This is a genomic window from Conexibacter sp. CPCC 206217 (assembly GCF_030646165.1).
Lineage (GTDB): Bacteria > Actinomycetota > Thermoleophilia > Solirubrobacterales > Solirubrobacteraceae > Conexibacter.
Genome location: NZ_JAUTDO010000005.1, coordinates 64989 through 83259, shown reverse-complemented (window position 1 = coordinate 83259; position 18271 = coordinate 64989). Strand labels below are relative to the sequence as shown.

At 71.2% G+C, this 18271-nt stretch carries 11 protein-coding genes; all 11 read right to left on the bottom strand.

Features of this window, described 5'->3' with window-relative positions:
• Window positions 1-41: 41 nt before the first annotated feature.
• The 11 genes from Q7L65_RS14540 to Q7L65_RS14490 all read right to left on the bottom strand — a co-directional run bounded on the left by Q7L65_RS14540 (window position 42) and on the right by Q7L65_RS14490 (window position 18271).
• On the bottom strand, window positions 42-899 hold the full coding sequence (locus Q7L65_RS14540) for an ABC transporter permease (protein ID WP_304722184.1): 858 nt from the start codon (window positions 897-899) through the stop codon (window positions 42-44).
• Complete coding sequence (locus Q7L65_RS14535) at window positions 896-1903, bottom strand: ATP-binding cassette domain-containing protein (RefSeq protein WP_304722183.1); 1008 nt, start codon at window positions 1901-1903, stop codon at window positions 896-898. The genes Q7L65_RS14540 and Q7L65_RS14535 overlap by 4 nt, the downstream gene beginning before the upstream one ends.
• Window positions 1904-2068: 165 nt before the next feature.
• Window positions 2069-2866, bottom strand: coding sequence for a polyphosphate kinase 2 (gene ppk2, locus Q7L65_RS14530; RefSeq protein WP_304722182.1), 798 nt, complete (start codon window positions 2864-2866; stop codon window positions 2069-2071).
• 110 nt (window positions 2867-2976) lie between these two features.
• Window positions 2977-4353 (bottom strand): aminotransferase class V-fold PLP-dependent enzyme, encoded by a 1377-nt coding sequence (locus tag Q7L65_RS14525; RefSeq protein ID WP_304722180.1) that lies wholly within the window; start codon window positions 4351-4353, stop codon window positions 2977-2979.
• Window positions 4354-4380: 27 nt separating this feature from the next.
• Window positions 4381-7128 (bottom strand): Ig-like domain-containing protein, encoded by a 2748-nt coding sequence (locus tag Q7L65_RS14520; protein WP_304722179.1) that lies wholly within the window; start codon window positions 7126-7128, stop codon window positions 4381-4383.
• Between the two features lie 79 nt (window positions 7129-7207).
• A complete protein-coding gene (locus Q7L65_RS14515) occupies window positions 7208-8296 on the bottom strand; it encodes a hypothetical protein (RefSeq protein ID WP_304722177.1) in 1089 nt (362 codons plus the stop codon).
• A 189-nt stretch (window positions 8297-8485) separates the two neighbouring features.
• Entirely contained in the window at window positions 8486-10315 is a 1830-nt protein-coding gene (locus Q7L65_RS14510) for a dicarboxylate/amino acid:cation symporter (protein WP_304722176.1), read from the bottom strand.
• Window positions 10316-10588: 273 nt separating this feature from the next.
• Window positions 10589-12367: a hypothetical protein gene (locus Q7L65_RS14505; protein ID WP_304722175.1), complete on the bottom strand. Its 1779-nt coding sequence runs from the start codon at window positions 12365-12367 to the stop codon at window positions 10589-10591.
• Window positions 12364-13731, bottom strand: a complete 1368-nt coding sequence (locus Q7L65_RS14500; protein ID WP_304722174.1) for a hypothetical protein — start codon at window positions 13729-13731, stop codon at window positions 12364-12366. The genes Q7L65_RS14505 and Q7L65_RS14500 overlap by 4 nt, the downstream gene beginning before the upstream one ends.
• The gene (locus Q7L65_RS14495; protein ID WP_304722173.1) at window positions 13710-14930 is read right to left on the bottom strand and encodes a hypothetical protein; all 1221 of its coding nucleotides are present in this window, start codon (window positions 14928-14930) and stop codon (window positions 13710-13712) included. Before Q7L65_RS14495 ends, Q7L65_RS14500 begins: the two co-directional genes overlap by 22 nt.
• Window positions 14930-18271, bottom strand: coding sequence for a hypothetical protein (locus Q7L65_RS14490; protein WP_304722172.1), 3342 nt, complete (start codon window positions 18269-18271; stop codon window positions 14930-14932). The genes Q7L65_RS14495 and Q7L65_RS14490 overlap by 1 nt, the downstream gene beginning before the upstream one ends.

Below are 18271 nucleotides of genomic sequence, written 5' to 3'. Positions count from 1 at the left end.
GCCCGCCGCGGGAGCGTGCGGCCTGCCGGCGGGCGCGCGCCCTACAGGTGCCGCTTGTAGCTGCGCACCGACAGCGGCGCGAAGACCGCGATCACGACCACGCTCGCGAGCACCGTCCAGCCGACCTCGGCGGTGACGGCGCCGTTGTTGGCGAGATCGCGCGCCGCCGAGACGAGGTGCGAGACCGGGTTGACGTTGACGAACGACTGCAGCCAGCCCGGCAGCGTGTCGACGGGGACGAACGCGTTGGAGAGGAACGTCAGCGGGAACAGGATCATCATCGAGATCCCCTGCACGCTCTGGGCGCTGCGGGCGATCGTGCCGATGAAGGTGAAGACCCACGCCAGCGACCAGCCGGTGAAGATCGCCAGCGCGATCGCGCCGAGCACGCCGAGCACGCCGCCGTCGGGGCGGTAGCCGATCACCATCCCGGTCGCGAACGTGAGCGTCGCCGCGATCGTGTAGCGCAGCAGATCGGCGACCATCGGACCGGCGAGCGGTGCGATGCGCGCGATCGGGAGCGCCTTGAAGCGGTCGAAGACGCCCTTGTCCATGTCCTCGCGCAGCTGCACGCCGGTCGCCATGCAGGTCGTCAGCACGGTCTGGGCGAGGATGCCGGGGATCATCAGCGGCAGGTAGCTCTTGACGTCGCCGGAGATCGCGCCGCCGAAGATGTAGGCGAACATGACCGTGAACAGCAGCGGCTGGAACGTCACGTCGAAGAACTGCTCCGGGTTGCGGCGCATCTTCTTCAGCGCGCGACCCGCCATCGAGAGCGTCTGGTGGACGGTCTCGCGCAGCGTGTTGCGAGGGCGCGCGTGGGCGACCGCGGTCGCGGGGTCGACGGCGGCGCCCGCGGGCGCGACCGGCGTGTCGGGTTCGAGCGTGAACGTGCTCATCGGGTCACCTCGAGGGCGTAGTCGTCGGAATCTGCGGAGCTGGTCTGGCGGTCGTCGCCGTCGTGCTCGCCGGTGTCGTGGCCGGTCAGCGCGAGGAAGACCTCGTCGAGCGTCGGCTTCGCGACGCTGACGGAGTCGATCCCGACGCCGGCCTGGCGCAGGCCGATCAGCACGTCGGCGGCGCGGTCGGCGACGTCGAGCGCGACGTTCATGCGGCCCGACTCCGGCGTCAGCGCCGGCTCCTCGCCGAGCACCCGCCGCACGACCTCGATCGCGAGCGTCTGATCGGCGTCGGCCGCCAGTCTCAGCTGCAGGGTGGAGTCGCCGACGGAGGTCTTCAGCTCGTCGGGCGTGCCGAGCGCGACCTTGCGGCCGCGGTCGATCACGGCGATGCGGTCGGCCAGCTGGTCGGCCTCGTCGAGGTACTGCGTCGTCAGCAGGACCGTGCAGCCGTCTGCGACGAGGCCGCGGATCGTGTCCCACATCTGCCCGCGCGTGCGCGGGTCCAGGCCGGTCGTCGGCTCGTCGAGGAAGATCAGCGGCGGACGGGTGATCAGGCTGGCCGCGAGGTCGAGCCGGCGGCGCATGCCGCCGGAGAACTGCGAGATCGGCTTGTCGGCGGCCTCCTGCAGGCCGAACTGGCTCAGCAGCGTGGCGGCGGTCTCACGCGAGGCGCCCTTCGAGAGCCCCTGCAGACGGCCGAACAGCCGCAGGTTCTCGATCCCGGTGAGGTTCTCGTCGACCGAGGCGTACTGCCCCGTGACGCCGATCAGCTGCCGCACGCGGTGCGGCTCGCGGGCGACGTCGACGCCGAAGATCTCGGCTCTGCCCGCGTCGATCGTGAGCAGCGTCGCGAGCATCTTCAGCATCGTCGTCTTGCCGGCCCCGTTGGGCCCGAGGACGCCGAAGATCTCGCCCTGGCGGACGTCGAGGTCGATCTCGTCGACGGCACGCAGGTCGCCGAAGGCCTTGACCAGGCCGGTTGCATGGACTGCGGAGGTCATCGTGTGCTCCTTTCACGGCCGGGTCGGTGATCCAGCCTGCCGAGAAGAAGCTAAGGACCCCCGGTTTCACCGCCCCCTCACGACGGTTTCGCGCGCGCAACGATGACTGCGTCGAAGGTCAGCACGAGCGCGTGGTGGTCACGCGCAATGGCCGGCCCGGTCGGTTCAGCTGACCACGTAGCGGGTCGGGACGAACGTCTGCGTGTCGGCCGGCGGGCGCACGTAGGCGCGCTGCTGGCGCGGCGGCAATGTGATCGCCTCGCGTCTGACGGGCTCGTACGGGACCTGCTCCAGCAGGTGGCTGATCAGGTTCAGCCGCGCCGTGCGCTTGTCGTCGGCCTCGACGACGAACCACGGCGACTCCTTCGTGTCGGTGTAGGCGAACATCTCGTCCTTCGCCTCCGCGTAGTCGACCCAGCGCGCCCGCGCCTCGAGGTCCATCGGACTCAGCTTCCACTGCTTGGTCGGATCGCCGATGCGGGCGTTGAAGCGGCGCTCCTGCTCCTCGTCGCTGACCGACAGCCAGTACTTGATCAGCACGATGCCGGAGCGCATCAGCAGCCGCTCGAAGCGCGGCGCCGCGCGCATGAAGTCGGTGTACTCGTCGTCGGTGCAGAAGCCCATCACGCGCTCGACGCCGGCGCGGTTGTACCAGCTGCGGTCGAACAGGACCATCTCGCCGGCCGCCGGCAGGTGCGCGACGTAGCGTTGGAAGTACCACTGCGTCCGCTCGCGCTCGGTCGGCGTGCCGAGCGCGACCGTGCGCACGACGCGCGGGTTGGTCTTCTCCGCGATCCGCTTGATCGTGCCGCCCTTGCCCGCGGTGTCACGACCCTCGAACAGGACGACCACTCTCAACCCGGCCGCGACGATCCAGTCCTGCAGCCCGACCAGCTCGGTCTGCAGGCGCTCCAGCTCCTTCTCGTACTGCTTCTTCGTCAGCTGCTGCGGGGAGGTCGTCACCCCGCTGTTCTACCTCGCCGCGGTTGTCAGACGAACAAGTTCGCCGAACGTGGCGCCGTTGTGGTCGTCCGGCGCGGGCTGCACGCCTGCGCCCGCGAACGGCACCGAACCTACCCGCGACACGCCGACCCCCCACCCGCGACCGGCCCGCTGAGCAAGCCGCCCAGCGCGGGACGGGGGCGCGGGTCGGGGTCGGGGCAGACGTAGCCGTTGTGCTCGACGTAGCTCCAGCTCGCGCCGTCGCGTGCGATCCGCTCGACGGCGCGCAGCAGACGGTCGATGTCGCTCGCGCTGGTGCCGACGCCGATGCTCGCGCGGACGGCCTGCCGGGGTCTGCCGTCGCGTGCGGCGAAGTGCTCCATCAGCGGGTGCGCGCAGAAGGATCCGTCGCGCACGCCGATGCCGTGCTCGGCCGACAGCGCCGCCGCCAGCAGCGCGGGATCGACGTCGGCGACGTTGAAGCTCACCACGCCGACACGGTCGTGACCGCGCTCCCACAGCTCGTAGGTGCGCACGCCGCCGATCGCGTCGAGGCCCGTGAGCAGACGTTCGAGCAGCTCCTGCTCGTGGGCCTGGATGCGCTCCCAGCCCGTCGCGCTCAGGGCGCTGACGGCGGCCGCGATCGCGACCGCGCCGAGCGCTGCCGGGGTGCCCGCCTCGTGGCGCGCCGCGCCGGTGGTCCACTCGACGTCGTCGACGGTGACGTTGCGCACGGCGCCGCCGCCCGCGAGGTACGGGGGCGCGGCGTCGAGCCAGTCCGCCGGCCCGGCGAGGACGCCGGCGCCGTACGGGGCGTAGACCTTGTGGCCGGAGAAGGCGACGTAGTCGACGTCCCAGGCGGCGATGTCGATCGGACGGTGCGCCGCCAGCTGCGCGGCGTCGAGCGCGACCCGCGCGCCGTGACGATGCGCGACCTGGGCGATCTCCTGGATCGGCCACAGCTCGCCCGTCACGTTCGAGGCGCCGGTCACCGCGACGAGCGCGTCACCGGCGCCGAGCCCGCGCAGCGCCGCGTCGAGCGCGTCGAGCGCGTCCGCGGGGCTTGCGGGGATCGGCAGGTGGCGCACGTCGCCGCGCCGCCACGGCAGCAGGTTCGCGTGGTGCTCGCCCGCGAACGTCAGCACCGTCGTGCCGGGCGGCAGCGCGCTCGCCAGCAGGTTGAACGCGTCGGTCGTGTTGCGGGTGAAGAGCACGAGGTCGTCCTCGCGCGCTCCGACGAACCCGCGCGCGATCTCACGCGCGCGGATGTACGCCTCTGTGCTCACGACGGACGCGAACCCCGCGCCGCGGTGCACGCTGCCGTAGTACGGCAGCAGTTCCGCGACGATGTCGGCGACCTGCCTCAGCGCCGGAGCGCTCGCCGCCATGTCGAGGTTCGCGTAGCGGACCCACTCGCCACCGACGAGCGGCACTTCGAGGTCCCCGCCGACGAGCTCGAGCAGCCGCTCGAGCTCGTCGGCGTGGGCATGCGTCTGCGTTGCAGACATGATGCGCCTTCCTTGCCTGTTCGGCGACTACTTGACCTTGATCGACGGCCCGGTCGCCGAGGCGGCCAGGTAGCGAGCGTCACCCGCCCACGAGATCGTGACCTTCCAGGTGCCTCTGGCGAGCTTCGGCAGCTTGACGGTCACCGCGCCCTTCTTGAGCGTGGCTCTGATCGTCTTGGTCGCCTTGCCCTTCTTGAGCTTGATCGTCACCTTGCCGGTGGCCTTCGCCCCGCCCCTCGGCGCGGTGATCGTCACCTTGTAGGTGCCGGCCTTCTTGCGCGTCGGGGCCTTCGCGACGGCGCCCGCGAGCTTTCTCGCCTTGACTCTCTTGACGGCCTTCACCGGCGGCTTGGTGACCGGCGGCTGCGGGGCGGGCGGGGTCGGGCCGGGCGGGGTCGGGCCGGGCGGGGTCGGGCCGGGACCAACCGGGACGTCCGCGGCCGGCGAGACCGTGAGCAAGCCGGTCTTGGTGAACGCGATGATCTGATCGTCACCCGCGTACGAGAGCGTGTAGTCGTACGTTCCCGCGCCCAGGACCGGGAGCGTGTAGGAGACCGCGCCGTTGGCGATCGCGGTCGACGCCGACGCGACCGTCGCGCCGCCCTGCTTTACGACGAGCGAGACGTTGCCGGTCGGGACGCGCCCGTACGGGTTCGAGATCGCGACGTCGATCCGCGGCGCGGTGCCGACGGTCACCGAGTTGGCGGTGACGGTCTGCGTTGAGACAACGGCGCCCGGCAGACCACCGAAGAAGATATCCAGCTCGCGGACGGCGGCCTGGCCTCCGGCGACGCCGGAGACACCGTCGACGGCGCCCCAGGCGTTGGTGAGGCTGGTCTTGCGCGTCTGAGAATTGCCCCAGGCGCCGACGACCGTACGCAGGTTCGCGAGCAGCGCCGCGTCCTGCGGGTCAGCCGTCGACGCGGCGATGAAGGCGGTCCGCGCTGCGGCGTAGTTCGCCGGAGCCGACCCGCCCAGAGCCGCCAGCGCTCCCGACAGAGCTGCCGGGCTGATGCTGGTCGGGCCGCTTCTGGTGACGCTCACCGAGGCAGGTCTGCTCCCGCTGGGGGCGACGTACGTCACGGTCGCCGTGTCGGTGTCGACGAGATACTGCGCAGCGTCGGCGTCGGTGCCCGTGTTCGGGTACACCGTCGCCGGATCCGTCTGCCACGTGAACGACGCCAGCTGGGAGTTGATCGTGGACCAGATCGGAGCGCCGAGCGGGATCTGCGTGATGCCGAGCTGGTTGGGCTGGGGGTTGGTGAACCACCACTGCGACATGTACTCGGTGTATCTGCCGTTGCCGTTGTTCTGGATCCACTGACGGACGACGCCGTCGTTGGGAGCGTCGCCTGCGCTGGCGCGGTAGCCGATCACGAACGGTACCTGGAGCTTGCTGGTCGACGTCAATCTGCTGGGATCCGGATCGGCGCCCGGGAAGTACGTCACCGCTTGCGAGCCGCCTCTCGAGGCGTCGTACTCCGTGACGGCGTTTTTGAGGTACCGGTCGAAGAGCTCGCCGTACAGGAAGGTCGGGTTGGCGTTCGGCGTCGCCGTGCCGCCTCTCGGTGCGTACGCAGCGGTGTTGCGCACCTGGAACGGGTTGACCGAGCTCGTCGTGGAGCCGCCGACGTTCCCACCGTCGAGGACGGTGTCGAAGTTGAAGACGTGGACGTTGTTCTGCTGCGCGTATCTGTTGATCGCGGGGAGCACTGGCCGCGTGTTCGGGCACCACGTGCCGCCGAAGAGGATGACCGCGTCTCTGCTCGCGTCGCTCTTCAGCAGATGGACCAGCTCGGGGTAGGTGATCTGCTCGACCCGCCAGCCGTCGTCGTCGGCGGCGTCGGTGATGGGGGCGACGTTCACGCCCTGGGCGGCGCTCGGCGCCTGGATGGCCTGCCGCTCGTTGACCTCCGACTTCCACCATGCGAACTGGTCGCGCTCCGCAATGTTTGCGGCGCCCGCTCTGCCGATCGCCGTCGTCACGTCCGCTCTCGCCGCGGCCGAGTCGGCCTTGTCGGTCAGGTTGACCCAGGAGCGGATCTTCAACGGCTGGCCGCCGCCGGTTCTGTTGTCCTTGTTGTAGATGAAGAAGAAGCTGTCCTCGACGTCCGCGGGCGCCGATCCGCTCGTGTAGTCGTAGAGCGCGCCGCCGGAGGTGTCACCGACCTCCGTGCTCTGGCCGGCGGTGGCGCCGGCGTCGTTGATCGTGGTCGAGTCGAACACGGCGGTGACGGTCGAGCTCTCTTCACCGGCGTCGTGGACGGTCGCCGTCACGCCGTTGCCGAGGAAGCGACCGACGAAGTTCAGCCACGCGTTGCCATAGATTCTCTGGGAGATCTCTGGCAGCGAGGTTATGCCCGCGGGGTCGCGGATGTCGAGGTTGGGCTGCGTGATGTCGCCCACTCTCGCGTTACCCGAGAGGTTCGGATCGAACCAGTAGACCTCCTCGACCCCGGCAGCCTTGGCGGCGGCCTCGACGTCCTGGGCGCGGTCCTTGAAGCTCGCGTCCTCGGCCGGGTCGCCGATCAGGAAGGCGAAGTTGCCCGGCTGCTCGAGCAGCCACTGGAAGTGGTCGTACGTGACCGGCTCGATCGCCGGGTCGGTGTCGTTCGCCGGCAGGCCGAGCGTGGCCTGCAGGAATCTCGCCGTCGTGTAGTCGGTGGTGTCGGCGGTGCGCAACGGCGCCGCGCTGGCGTTCGTTGCGGCGATGGCAAGCGGAGCGATCGCTGCCAGCACGGCAGCCGATCGCTTCCAGCGGGTGAGGACCTTCACGGTCTTCCTCTTTCGTATCTCTGGTGTGGTGGACGGTGGGGACGCCGGGGACTGCGCAGGTGGTGAGATCAGGTGGTGGTCACGTGGGCGTCCCTCCGCCGCCACGCCGACCCAACGAGCGCTTGGCGGAGCCGAACAGGAAGGCGAGACCGCCGAGGCCGGCGAGCGCCGCGAGGATCAGCTCACCGGCGAGCTGGGTGTCGGTGCCCGTCGGCGAGCTGGCGAGCTTGTAGTCCGCCGCGGTCTCCGTGTTCGCGCCCGACGCGGAGGCGGCAGAACCGGACGACGGCGTGTCGCCGCCGCCGGAGGCCCCGCCCGCCGCACCGGAGCCGTCCGTGCCCGCGTCACCCTCCGACGCGCCCCCGCCCGTCGACGCCCCCGCGGCGGCGGGATTCGTCGCGCCGTTGTGCTTTCCCGACGAGGCCGTCGACGTGCCGCCCTTGCTGGCACTCGACGAGGCGGACTTCGTCGTCGTGCCCGACGTCGTGGACGGTGCGGAGGAGGAGTTCCCGGCGCTGGAGTTCGTGCTGGCCGAGTTCGTGGAGGTGGACTTCGTGGAGTTCGTCGTCTTCGTGCCGGAGCTGTTGCTCTTGGAGCCGGAGCTCGTGGTCTTCGAGCCAGAGCCGCTGCGCTTGGAACCGGAGCCACTGCTCTTGGAGCCGGAGCCGCTGCTCTTCGAACCGGAGCCGCTGCTCTTGGAGCCGGAGCTCGTGGTCGTCCCCGGGCTGCTCGTGGCGGCGGGACTTGACGGAGCCGGGCTCGACGGGGCGGGGCTGGACGGAGCCGGGCTCGACGGGGCGGGGCTCGACGGAGCCGGGCTCGTGGTCGTCGAGCCGGTGCTCGGCGTATCCGTTCTCGGCGTGGTCGTGGTGGGGGTTCTGCTGCCGTTCTGCTGATCGAGCCAGGTTCTGTACGAGCTGATCCGCGACCACTCGGTCCATGACGCGGTGTCGACCAGCCCGCCGTCGTTGTCGTAGTACTGGATCTCGTTCGAGCTGAAGTCGTACTGCACGTTGGGGATCGCCGTGCAGGCCTCGTCGTCGAACCCGGGCAGCGTGTCCTCGCCGTCGTGGTACGTCTGGCCGTCGATCGTGATGGTGATCGGAGCCGGGTTCTGGGCCGGGTTCGTGATGGCCTGCGCAGCGGGAGCCACCCCGAACAGGGCCACGCCCAACACGACACCGCCAACGGGGATGGCGTTCGCCGCTCGCGTCCAACGGTTCAAGGACTTCACTGTCTTCTCTCCTGGTTGTCTCGTTTAGGGGGGCTGCGCATGCCGCGCTGCTCATCGATCGGGGTACAGCCGACCGCGCCCATGCGATCTGCAATGGGCGCGGGCACTCGGTCAGACGACGCGCTACGAGGTCGTCGTGCCCACCGGGGCCGGCGGCAGCGGCGCGGCGTCGTCGTCTGGCGCTGGCTCCGCACCGGACGGCGCCGTGCCGGCGGCGCTTCCATTGGTGACGGCGAGCTGGTTCGCTCCCCAGTAGACGCGCGGGTACGGTCCGGGACTCGCCGGCTGCGGCCATGTCGCGTCGGGCACGCCCTGGTGGTACGGACCGACGGGCTGCGGCCAGGTCGCGTCAGGAACGCCCTGATACGGACCGGCCGGCTGTTGCGGCCACGTCGCGTCGGGGACGCCCTGATACGGGCCGACGGGCTGTTGGGGCCACGTCGCGTCGGGGACGCCCTGATACGAGCCGACGGGCTGTTGGGGCCACGTCGCCTCGGGGACGCCCTGATACGAGCCGACCGGCTGGGGAGGCGCCGGGGCCGGAAGCCCCGGGCGGTAGTACGAACCGCCGGGCACGTACGCCGCCGCGTTCCCGACGACCTCCGACTCCGCGAGCTCGTCGTCGTCGTAGAACTGGACCCGGCCGGCGAAGATCTCGTCGTTGAGCAGCCCCGTCTGCCGCGCGACCACGGTCGCGCTCACGGCCGCCGCGGTGACGTTGGTCGTCGTGCGGGCCATGTCCGCGATGATGCTGATCGGGATCGTCGCCGCGACGAACTCGAGCGGCAGTCTGGCGGCGGACAGGACCGTGGCGGCCGCCACCGTGGCCGCGCCGGGCACGCCGGCCGTCCCGATCGAGACGATGATGCCGAGGATCGCGAGGACGACGTAGTCGCTCACCGAGTACTGGATGCCGTACGCGTTGATGCCCCAGACCGCGATCATGATCGGCCAGATCCCCGCGCACCCGGGCATCCCGATCGTCGCGCCGAGCGGCGCCGTGAAGTGCGCGATCTCCGAATGGACGCCGACCTTGCGGGTGAGCCGCGCCGTCGTCACCGGCAGCGAGCCGATGCTGCTCTGCGTGCTGAACGCGGTCAACTGCGCCGGGAAGATCTTGCGGAAGAACGCGATCACCGGGACGTTCGCGAACGCCATCAGAATCGCGCCGTTGACGAGATACGTGTGCAGGAAGCACGCGCCCCAGACGAGTGCCAGCAGCCCGACGAGCGACTGGAAGTCGTCCCCGAGGTTGGTGCTGGTGCCGACCATGTGCGCGGTGAGCCCGACGACCGCGTACGGCGTGACGCGGATCACGTAACCGACGACCTTGAAGATCACGAGCTTGAGCGCTTCGGCACCGTCGCGGAACGACCGAACCTGCGCGGGCTCCTTCTCGGCGATCGCCAGGTAGGCCACCGAGAGCACGACTGCGATCAGGATGATCGGGATGATGTCATTCGCACTGAAGTTCTGAATTACGTTGGTCGGGAAGAAGCCCACGACCACCTGGCTGAAGTTCTGCACCTGACCCTGGACGGTGTCGGTCGAGAGCCCGCCGAGCTGGTGATGAATCCCCTTGCCCGGCTGGAACGCGAGCGCGAGGCCCATTGCGAGCACGACGGCGAGGGCGTTGCTCAGCAGCAGCCAGAAAATTGAGCGCAGACCGATGCTGCGCAGCTTCGCCAGGCTGCCGAGCGAGGTGATCGACGAGATGATCGCCACGAGGATCAGAGGAGCGACGGTCGCAAGCAGGATGTTGAGGTAGATCTCGCCGATCGGGGCGATCGTGTCGACGTTCGCCTTCGCGACCAAACCGATCGGGACCCCCACGACAAGAGCGAACAGCGCCACGACGCTGAAGTTGAGGCGACGCTTGCGCAGGTACCAGATGGCGACCCAACTCACCGCCACTGCGGCGAGCGTCGCCAGTCCTGACCCGTTCACGTTCATGATGCCTTCGTTCCTCCGTAGACCCCGATGCGACCTCCGACCGCGGTTAAAACTACACCAAGTTGGTCGAGTTAGTCAGACGGATTCGACGTAGGCTCGATTTCGCGCCGCTGAGCAGGAATTCCTCAGTTCATGGAAGATCGAGATCGCTCCCCAGAAACGGCGGGGGCCGGCCGCTTTCGCCGGGGCACGTCGGCCCCAGGGATCCTCTCCGGCGCGGCGTCTCAGGGAACGCGCACGCGTACCTCCAGGGTCATGACGCGCGCCCGCCGCTCAGCGGCGGAGCTTTACGCGGACCGTCTTCGTCGCCTTCGCCGCCCGGAAGGTCGTGGTCCCCGAGGTCACGGTGAAGGCGGGGAGCGAGACGGTGACCGACACGACGCGGCCAGCCCGCACGTTCCAGTCCGCCAGCGGCACCGTGGCGCGACCCTGCTTCAGCCGCACCGAGAACGCGAGCGGCACCCCCGTGACGCGCACCGTCAGCGCCTGGTTCAGCTTCGGCCGCGACACGCCCTTCGCCGCGATCCGCAGCTGCAGCCGGCGCCCGGGGATCGCCTCGGCCGACACCGACCAACGGACTGTCAACGACCGCCCGGCCGGCGTCGGCGAGCGGTTCGCACCGGGACGCATGCCGGCCGCCGCGGCCGGCGGTATCGGCATCGGCGTCGGGAGGAGGATCGGCGGTGTCGGGATGCCCTGGACGGGCGGGGGCATGGGCTCGGGGTGGGGTGCTGGCTCAGGCTCGGGCGTCGGTTCGGCTTCAGGCCCGGGATCGGGTTCAGGCGTCGGATCGGACCCGCTCCCAGGCTCGGGCTCGGGCATCGGATCGGGCTCCGGCTCAGCCGCGGGAGCCGCGCAGGCGAGCGTCCCCTCGCGCAGCGCGTGGCCGGCGGTGGCCCCGTCGTCGCCCCACCACACCGGCTTGTATCCGTTGACGCACGCCGATTCCGGCGCGAACGCGAAGCCCTCGGTGTTGCCGTTGGGCAGACCGGTCGGCCGGTCGTAGACGTGGGTGATCGCGAAGCGGCCAGCGGTCGGGCCGGTCGCCGCGATCTCGTACGTCGCGGCGCGCGACCCGCAGTGGTCGTCGCAGATCGCCCACAGCCGCTTGTTGTCGGCGTCCCACTGCAGGTCCATCAGCGTCGCGAACCCGCGCGCGCGGGCGTCTGCCGAGATCGGGATCGCCGCGACACGATCGAACCCGCCGCCGCTGCTGTGGTTCAACGCGTACGCGTAGATCGTCCCGGTCGCCTCCAGGCCGACGAAGAACAGCCCTGCGCCGTGGTTCGGATAGTCGCCGGGCGCGTACGGCCTGCCCGTCCGCTCGTCGAAGAACCCCGCCGCGGTCAGGTCGGCGTCGGGCACCCACGCGATCGACTCCAGCCCGCTGTTGGAATCGACGGCCGGCAGATCGCCGCGCAGGTTCCACTCATGCGTGGCATGCAGCGAGGCACCGGCGCCCGACACGTCGTAGCGGAGCACCGAGGGACGGCTGACGTCCTTGCTCTGGTTGCTGCGCTCGGAGGCGGCGTAGATGCCGCCGGCGGCGCTGGCGTCCGTCAGGGCGATGCCTTCGGTGTCCGCGTAGCCGCCACTGGCGCCGGGGTACCCGAGCGACCGCCCCGCCGACCATCCCGCGCCGCTGTCCAACGCCCACGAGCCCCCTTGGCGGCGCAGCTTGAAGAGCGTCCCCGCCTTGTTGCGCACCGCCCACAGCGTGCTCGTCATCGGGGTCGCGCCGGCCTCGTAGGAGAGGCCGGACAGGTCGGTGCCGAACGGATTGGAGCCGTCGACGATCGAGACGGCGGTGCCGCCCGGCCACGCCTCGGGAGCGATCGCCGCCCCCGCGGGCGCGACGCCGGCAGGCGCCCACAGCGACGCGGCGAGCACGCCGGCCATCAGGGACGCTGCCGCCGCCGGGCGCCGCCGGGAGCGGTCGCGGGCCACCGGCACCCCGCCCAGCGGCGCCGCGTCCACCGGCACCCCGCCCAGCGGCGGCGCGCCCACCGGCACCGCGCCCAGCGGCACCCCGCCCACCGGCACCGCGCTCACCTGCGGACGGTCACACGGACCGTCTTCGTCGCCTTCGCCGCCCGGAGGATCGTGGTCCCCGAGGTCACCGAGAACGCCGGAAGCGACACCGACACCGACACCGGCCGGCCCGTCCGCACCGCCCGCGCGCCGCGGCCCGCCAGGGAGATCGTCGCCCGCCCCTGCTTCAACCGCACAGAGAACGCGCGCTCGACCCCCTTCACGCGCACCGTCAGCCGCTGGCCGAGCTGCGCCCGCGGCACGCCCCTCGCCGACACCGCGAGCTGGAGCTTGCGGCCCTTGAGCGACGTGACCGACACCGCCGTGCGCACCGGCAGCGTCGTGCGCGCCGGCCGCTCGGGTCGCTTGCCGGCGCCATCCGGCGACGGCAGGCCCAGCACCGGCGGCGTCAGCAGCGGAGGACCTGGCAGCGGCGGATCCACCACCGGCGGATCCACCACCGGCGGATCCACCACCGGCGGATCCACCACCGGCGGGTCCTCCGCGGGCGGATCCACCACCGGTGGGTCCTCCACGGGCGCGGCGACCGAGTTGCCCGTCAGCGCCGCGGTCGCGCGGCCGCCCTCGACGTTGCCCTCGACCACGACCTGCGCGCTCGAGGTCGCATTCGCCTGCGTGGGCGCGAAGCGCACGTCAATCGTGCACGACGCGTCGACCGCGAGCGTCGTGCCCTCGCAGGTGCCGTCCCCGAGCCGGAACTCGGCGGCGGAGCGGGCGCCCTCGTCGACCAGGGAGACATCGCCGAGCACCAGCGGCTTGATGCCGGTATTGGTCACGGTCACCTGCCGCGGCGCGGAGACCGTGCCCACCAGCTGATCGACGAACACATCAGGCGCGCGGATGCCGGCCTCGAAGCCCAGCGCGCCGGACAGCGTCACCGTGTCGGTGCGCGACTTGCGCACGAGCTCCTGGGTGACGTCCTTGTTCTCCGTGCGGGTCCCGTCGGTGACCGGCTGGCCCGGGAGATTCGGCGGCGCGTACATGCAGTCGTAGCCCTGGTCCATGATCAGCCGCACCTGCGCGCCGGGATCGAGGCGGTCGGGCAGCTCGCCGATGCCCTCCCACGCCCCGGTCTGCAAGGTGCACGGCTCGATGTCGTGCGGCAGCTCCGTCGTGAGCCGCTGCGGCGCGGTCTCGCGGCGACCGTCCCAGTACCACAGCGACTGGTCGACCGATCTCGCGTCCGGGACGGCGTCGCCGGCGAGGATGAGGTATTCGCCGGCGTCGTTGCGGCGCAGCTCGCGGATGCTGTGCCCGCCGAGCGCCAGCTCGATCGGCTCGCCGAACTGCGCCTTCGTCGCCTGCCCCCGGGTCAGCGCCTGGATGTTCTCCACCGGCACGATCAGCGCCTTGCCGCCCGGCACGCGAGGCGCCAGCGGCGCCCGGAACCCGAGGTACAGCTCGCGGCCGTCGGGCGAGAACTCCGCGCCCTCGATGTGAAGCGGTCGACCCCGTCGGGTGCCATGCCCGCCGCGGCGGCCGCGACCAGCCCGAAGCGGTTGCCGTTCTCCTGGTCCCACGTCAGCAGGTCCCTGCGCAGGTTCGCGTAGGAGCCGACCGCCGTCAGCGTCGCGTTGGCGCCGGAGCCTTCGAGTCTGGACTCGTAGACCGTATGGCGGCTGGTCTCGATCACGCCCTTCTTGGAGTTGCCGTGCGAGCCGAGCCAGAAGACCGCGTCGCCGTTGCGGGCGGAGGACTCGAAGTCCACCTCGCCGGCACCGGTGCCGACGTTGAAGTACGCCAGCGGAGCGCCCGACCTGTTCTCGTCGTACAGCCCGATCGGGCCGCGCTCGTCGTCGGCGACCATGATGTAGCCGTCGCCGACGCCGATCGCCGTCGACGCGTCGCTGGCCATCTGCAGCACCCGGCTGGTCGGCGTCGTCGCCGTCGACGCGAAGTAGTCCAGCCCGAACGACGCCGTCTTGCCGGTCGTCCCGGTCACCGTGAAGACCAGCCTGGCGACGCCCTGCCGTTGCGGATGGAACACGACCCGCCGCGCGTTGCCGCTGCCGATGATCTCGACCCCAGCGGCATCGATCGGCACGACGTCTCTGCCGTTCGACTGCACCGCGACGCCGATCTGCAGCTCGGTCGGATCGACCGGCGTGGCGTTGTCGGCCCCGAGCTGCCCGACGTTGAGCCCGATGCCCGGATCGGTCGGATCCCCCAGCACGCTGGACTGCGCGAGGTAGAAGAGGTTGCCGCCCAGGGGCGGCGTCTGCGTCCACTCGATCACCGGCAGCTCCGGGGCGGTGCTCGTCACGACGCCGCTGGACGTCGCTTGCACGGTGCCCCCGCTGTCCGTGCACGTCACCCGGACGGTGATGTGGTGGCCGAGGTCCGCGGCCTTGAGCATGTACGACGCCTGCGTCGCGCGATCGATCGCGTCACCGTCGCGCAGCCATCGCTGCGGCCCGCTGCACCCACCCACGCGGTCGACGTAGGTGCCGACCTGCAGCGGGCCGGCGAGCGTCGGAGCGACGTCGGCCGCACGGGCCGACGTCGCGCCCGCGGCCAGGATCGCGGCGCCCAGCAGCGCGCCGAGCGTGCGCTGGCCGGGCATCAGCGGGTCACCCGGACCGTGACGGTGCGCGTCACGGTCCGACCGCCGACCTTCAGCGAGACGGCGACGCGGTGCGCGCCGACCTTCGCCGTGCGTCCGACCCGCAGCCGCAGCCGCACGGTCGTGGCCTGCCCCGCGCGCAGCGACGCGACCTTGAGCGACCGCTTGCCGGAGACCCGCAGCGCCTGCGGCGCTCTGGCTGTCGCGGTCGATGCGCCGACCGCCTGCGCGGTGTCGTTGGCGAGCCGCAGCGCGATGCTCACCGACCGGCCGCGGCGAACCGAGACCTTGGAGCTGACCGCCGCGAACGTGAACGTCCCCGGCTTGCCGTCCGCGCCCGCCGGCCCCACCGGACCTACCGAACCCGACGGACCCACCGGACCCAACGGACCGACGGGACCCAGCGGACCGGCCGGTCCCTGCGGACCGTCTCTGCCGTCGGTGCCGGTCTCGCCCCTGGGCAGGGTCGTGGAGGTGCCGGTCAGCGCGATCGTGCGGTTGCCGCCCGGCAGGTTGCTCTCGATCACGAGCTGCGCTGTCGAGCTGGTGGCCGGCTGCGTCGGCGCGAAGCGCACGCTGATCGCGCACGACGCGCCCGGCCCCGGGTCGGCATACGCGCAGCTGTTGGTGCTGATCAGGAAGTCGTCGGCCTGACCGCTGGCGCTGGTGACGTACGCCTTGCTCACGCGCACCCGCTCGGAGCCGGTGCTGGTGATCGTGACCGTCTGCGGAGCCCCGATCGTGTTGGCCGCCTGGGCTCCGAACGCCCCGATCGCCGAGACCTCGCCCTTCAGCCCGAGGTTGCCCGTCAGCGTGAACGTGTCGGTGCGCGCCTTGCGCGCCGCGAGCTGGAACTTCTTGTTCTCGTTGTCGCTGTTGCTGTACAGCACGTCGTAGCCCTGGTCCATGATCAGCCGCACCTGCGATCCGTCCGCCAGGTCCTCGGGCAGCTCCCCGATGCCCTCCCAGGCGCCGGCGTTGTCGGTGTGCATCGGCTCCAGGTCGGGCGGCAGCGTCGTGTCGAGCCGCACGGCCGGGTCCTCGCGGAAGCCCGTCCACGCGAACAGCGCCTGCGCGCTCGCGCCGGTCCACATCCCGGGCGTGCCGCCGATGATCAGGTACTGGCCGGCGGCGTTCTTGCGGATCTCACGGATGCTCATCCCGCCGAGGTCGAGCAGGATCGGCTCGCCGAAGCGAGCTCTGGACGCTTTGCCCTGGGTGAGCGCCGGGAGGTTCTGCACCGGCACGATCACCGCGCGGACCTGCCCGTCGACTCTGACGGCCGGGGAGCGGAAGGCGAGGTACAGCTCGCTGTCGTCGGGCGAGAACTCCGCGCCCTCGAGGTTGAAGCCGGTCGCCAGATCGGGCTGCACGCCCTCCCGCGTCGCCGCGAAGAACCCGAGCCGGTCGCCGTTGGCGCGATCCCACGTGACGAGGTCGGAGCGCAGCCCGCGGTACGGGGCGCCGGTCGGCGTCAGCTTCGTGTCGCGGCCTCTGCCGGTCACCGTGTTCTCGAACACGAAGTAGCGGCTGCTCTGGATCTCGCCGTCCTTCTTGTTGCCGTGCGAGCCGAACCAGAAGATCGAGTCGCCGAGCCGTGCCGAGGACTCGTAGTCGATCTCGCTGTCCTGCGGCGAGGGGAACTCCGTGATCGCCGGCCCCGACACGCGCGGGTCGTAGAGGCCGATCTCGCCGCGCTCGTCGTCGGCCACCAGCAGGTGGCCGTCGCCGGCGGGGATCGCGGTCGAGGAGTCGCCCTGCCCGATCAGGACGCGGCTCGTCGGCGTCGTTCTGATCGACGAGTAGTAGTCCATCGGCACGGTCGCGGTCTTGCCGCTCGGGGCGGTCACCGTGAACGTCACCGAGGAGATCCCGCGCTGGCTGGGCTCCAGCGACACCGTCCGCGTCGGGCCGGCGCCGGTGATGCGCACCCCGGCGTTGTCGATCACCGCTGTGCTGCCGGTGACGTTCGCGGTCACCTGCAGCCTCGACGGTGCGACGCGCTGGCCGTCCAGGTCGGTCTGCCCGACCCGCACCGTCACGCCCGGGTTGGTCGGATCGCCCACCACCCCGGTCTGCACTCTGGCGCTGAGCTCGATCATCGGCGTCGCGTCGGGCGCCCCGACCACCGACGCGGTCGACGACGTGACCGCCTGCGCGTCCCCGCAGCCGACCAGGACGCTGATCCGGCTGCCGATGTCGCTCGCGGCCAGGACGTAGGTCGCGGCGGTCGCACCGGCGATGTCGACGCCCTCGCGGCGCCACTGGTAGCGCGCCAGGCAGCCGGGCTTGGCGAGGCTGCCGAGCTCGGCGCCCAGCGTCCGGCCGACCTCGGCCGTGCCGGTGATGCTCGGGTCGACCGGCGGCGTGGCGAAGTTGACCGTCCAGTTCGGCTGCACCGCGGCGCTCGGCGCCGTCGGGTCTCTCAGCGTCAGCGTGTCCGTCGCCGAGTCGTAGCTGCCCTCGGCCGGGTTCATCGTCAGGGGGATGCCCTCGGCGCGCTCCAGCGGCACGTGCATCCCGCCGGCCTGGTACGGGCCGACGTACACCTGCTGCCCGGTGCTGGCCGGCAGCACGCGGGCGGGCAGGAGGACCGAGAAGTCGCTGATCCGGTTGTTCGCCAGGCTCGAGAACCCGAGCTGGGACGTGTAGCGCGACAGCACCGAGATGTCCTCGATCCTGTTGCCCGAGACGTCGAGGTTGGCCAGTCTCGACAGGCCGGTCAGCGCGCTGATGCTCGCGACGCGGTTGGCCCGCAGGTTGAGCGACGTGAGGAGTCTCAGGTCGTTGAGCGGCGCCACGTCGGCGATCTCGTTGTCCGAGAGAGCGAGGATCTCCAGCTTTGCCAGTCCTCGCAACGGCGCGGCGTCCTGCACGCGATCGTCGGTCAGCTCCAGCGTCGTCAAGGCGCTCAGCGTGCCGATGCGCTCCAGCGTTCCCTGCAATGCGCCGCCGGCGATCGTCAGCCGCGTCAGGCCGAGCCCCGCGAGCGGGCTGACGTCCGTCAGCCCGCGGTCGGCGGAGACGATCAGGCTCTTGAGCCCGGTCAGCGCCTGGGCACCGACGAGGCTGGAGACGCCGTCGTCGCCGGACACCGTCAGCGACGTGATCGTCCGCGCCTCGGCGACCGTCACGTCCTGGTCGGCGGCGCGCCCGGCGCCCAGCGCGGCGTTGATCGCGGCCTTCAGCGGCGCGTCGGGGATCCGAACGGCGTCACCGTCGGCCGCATGCGCCGCCTGCGGGACGACCGCCGCCGGAAGGGCGAGCAGCAGCGCCGCGGCGAGCGCGGCGGCGACCGCCCGAACCGGACGGTCGCCGCGTGAGCGTGCGAGGAGAGGCAT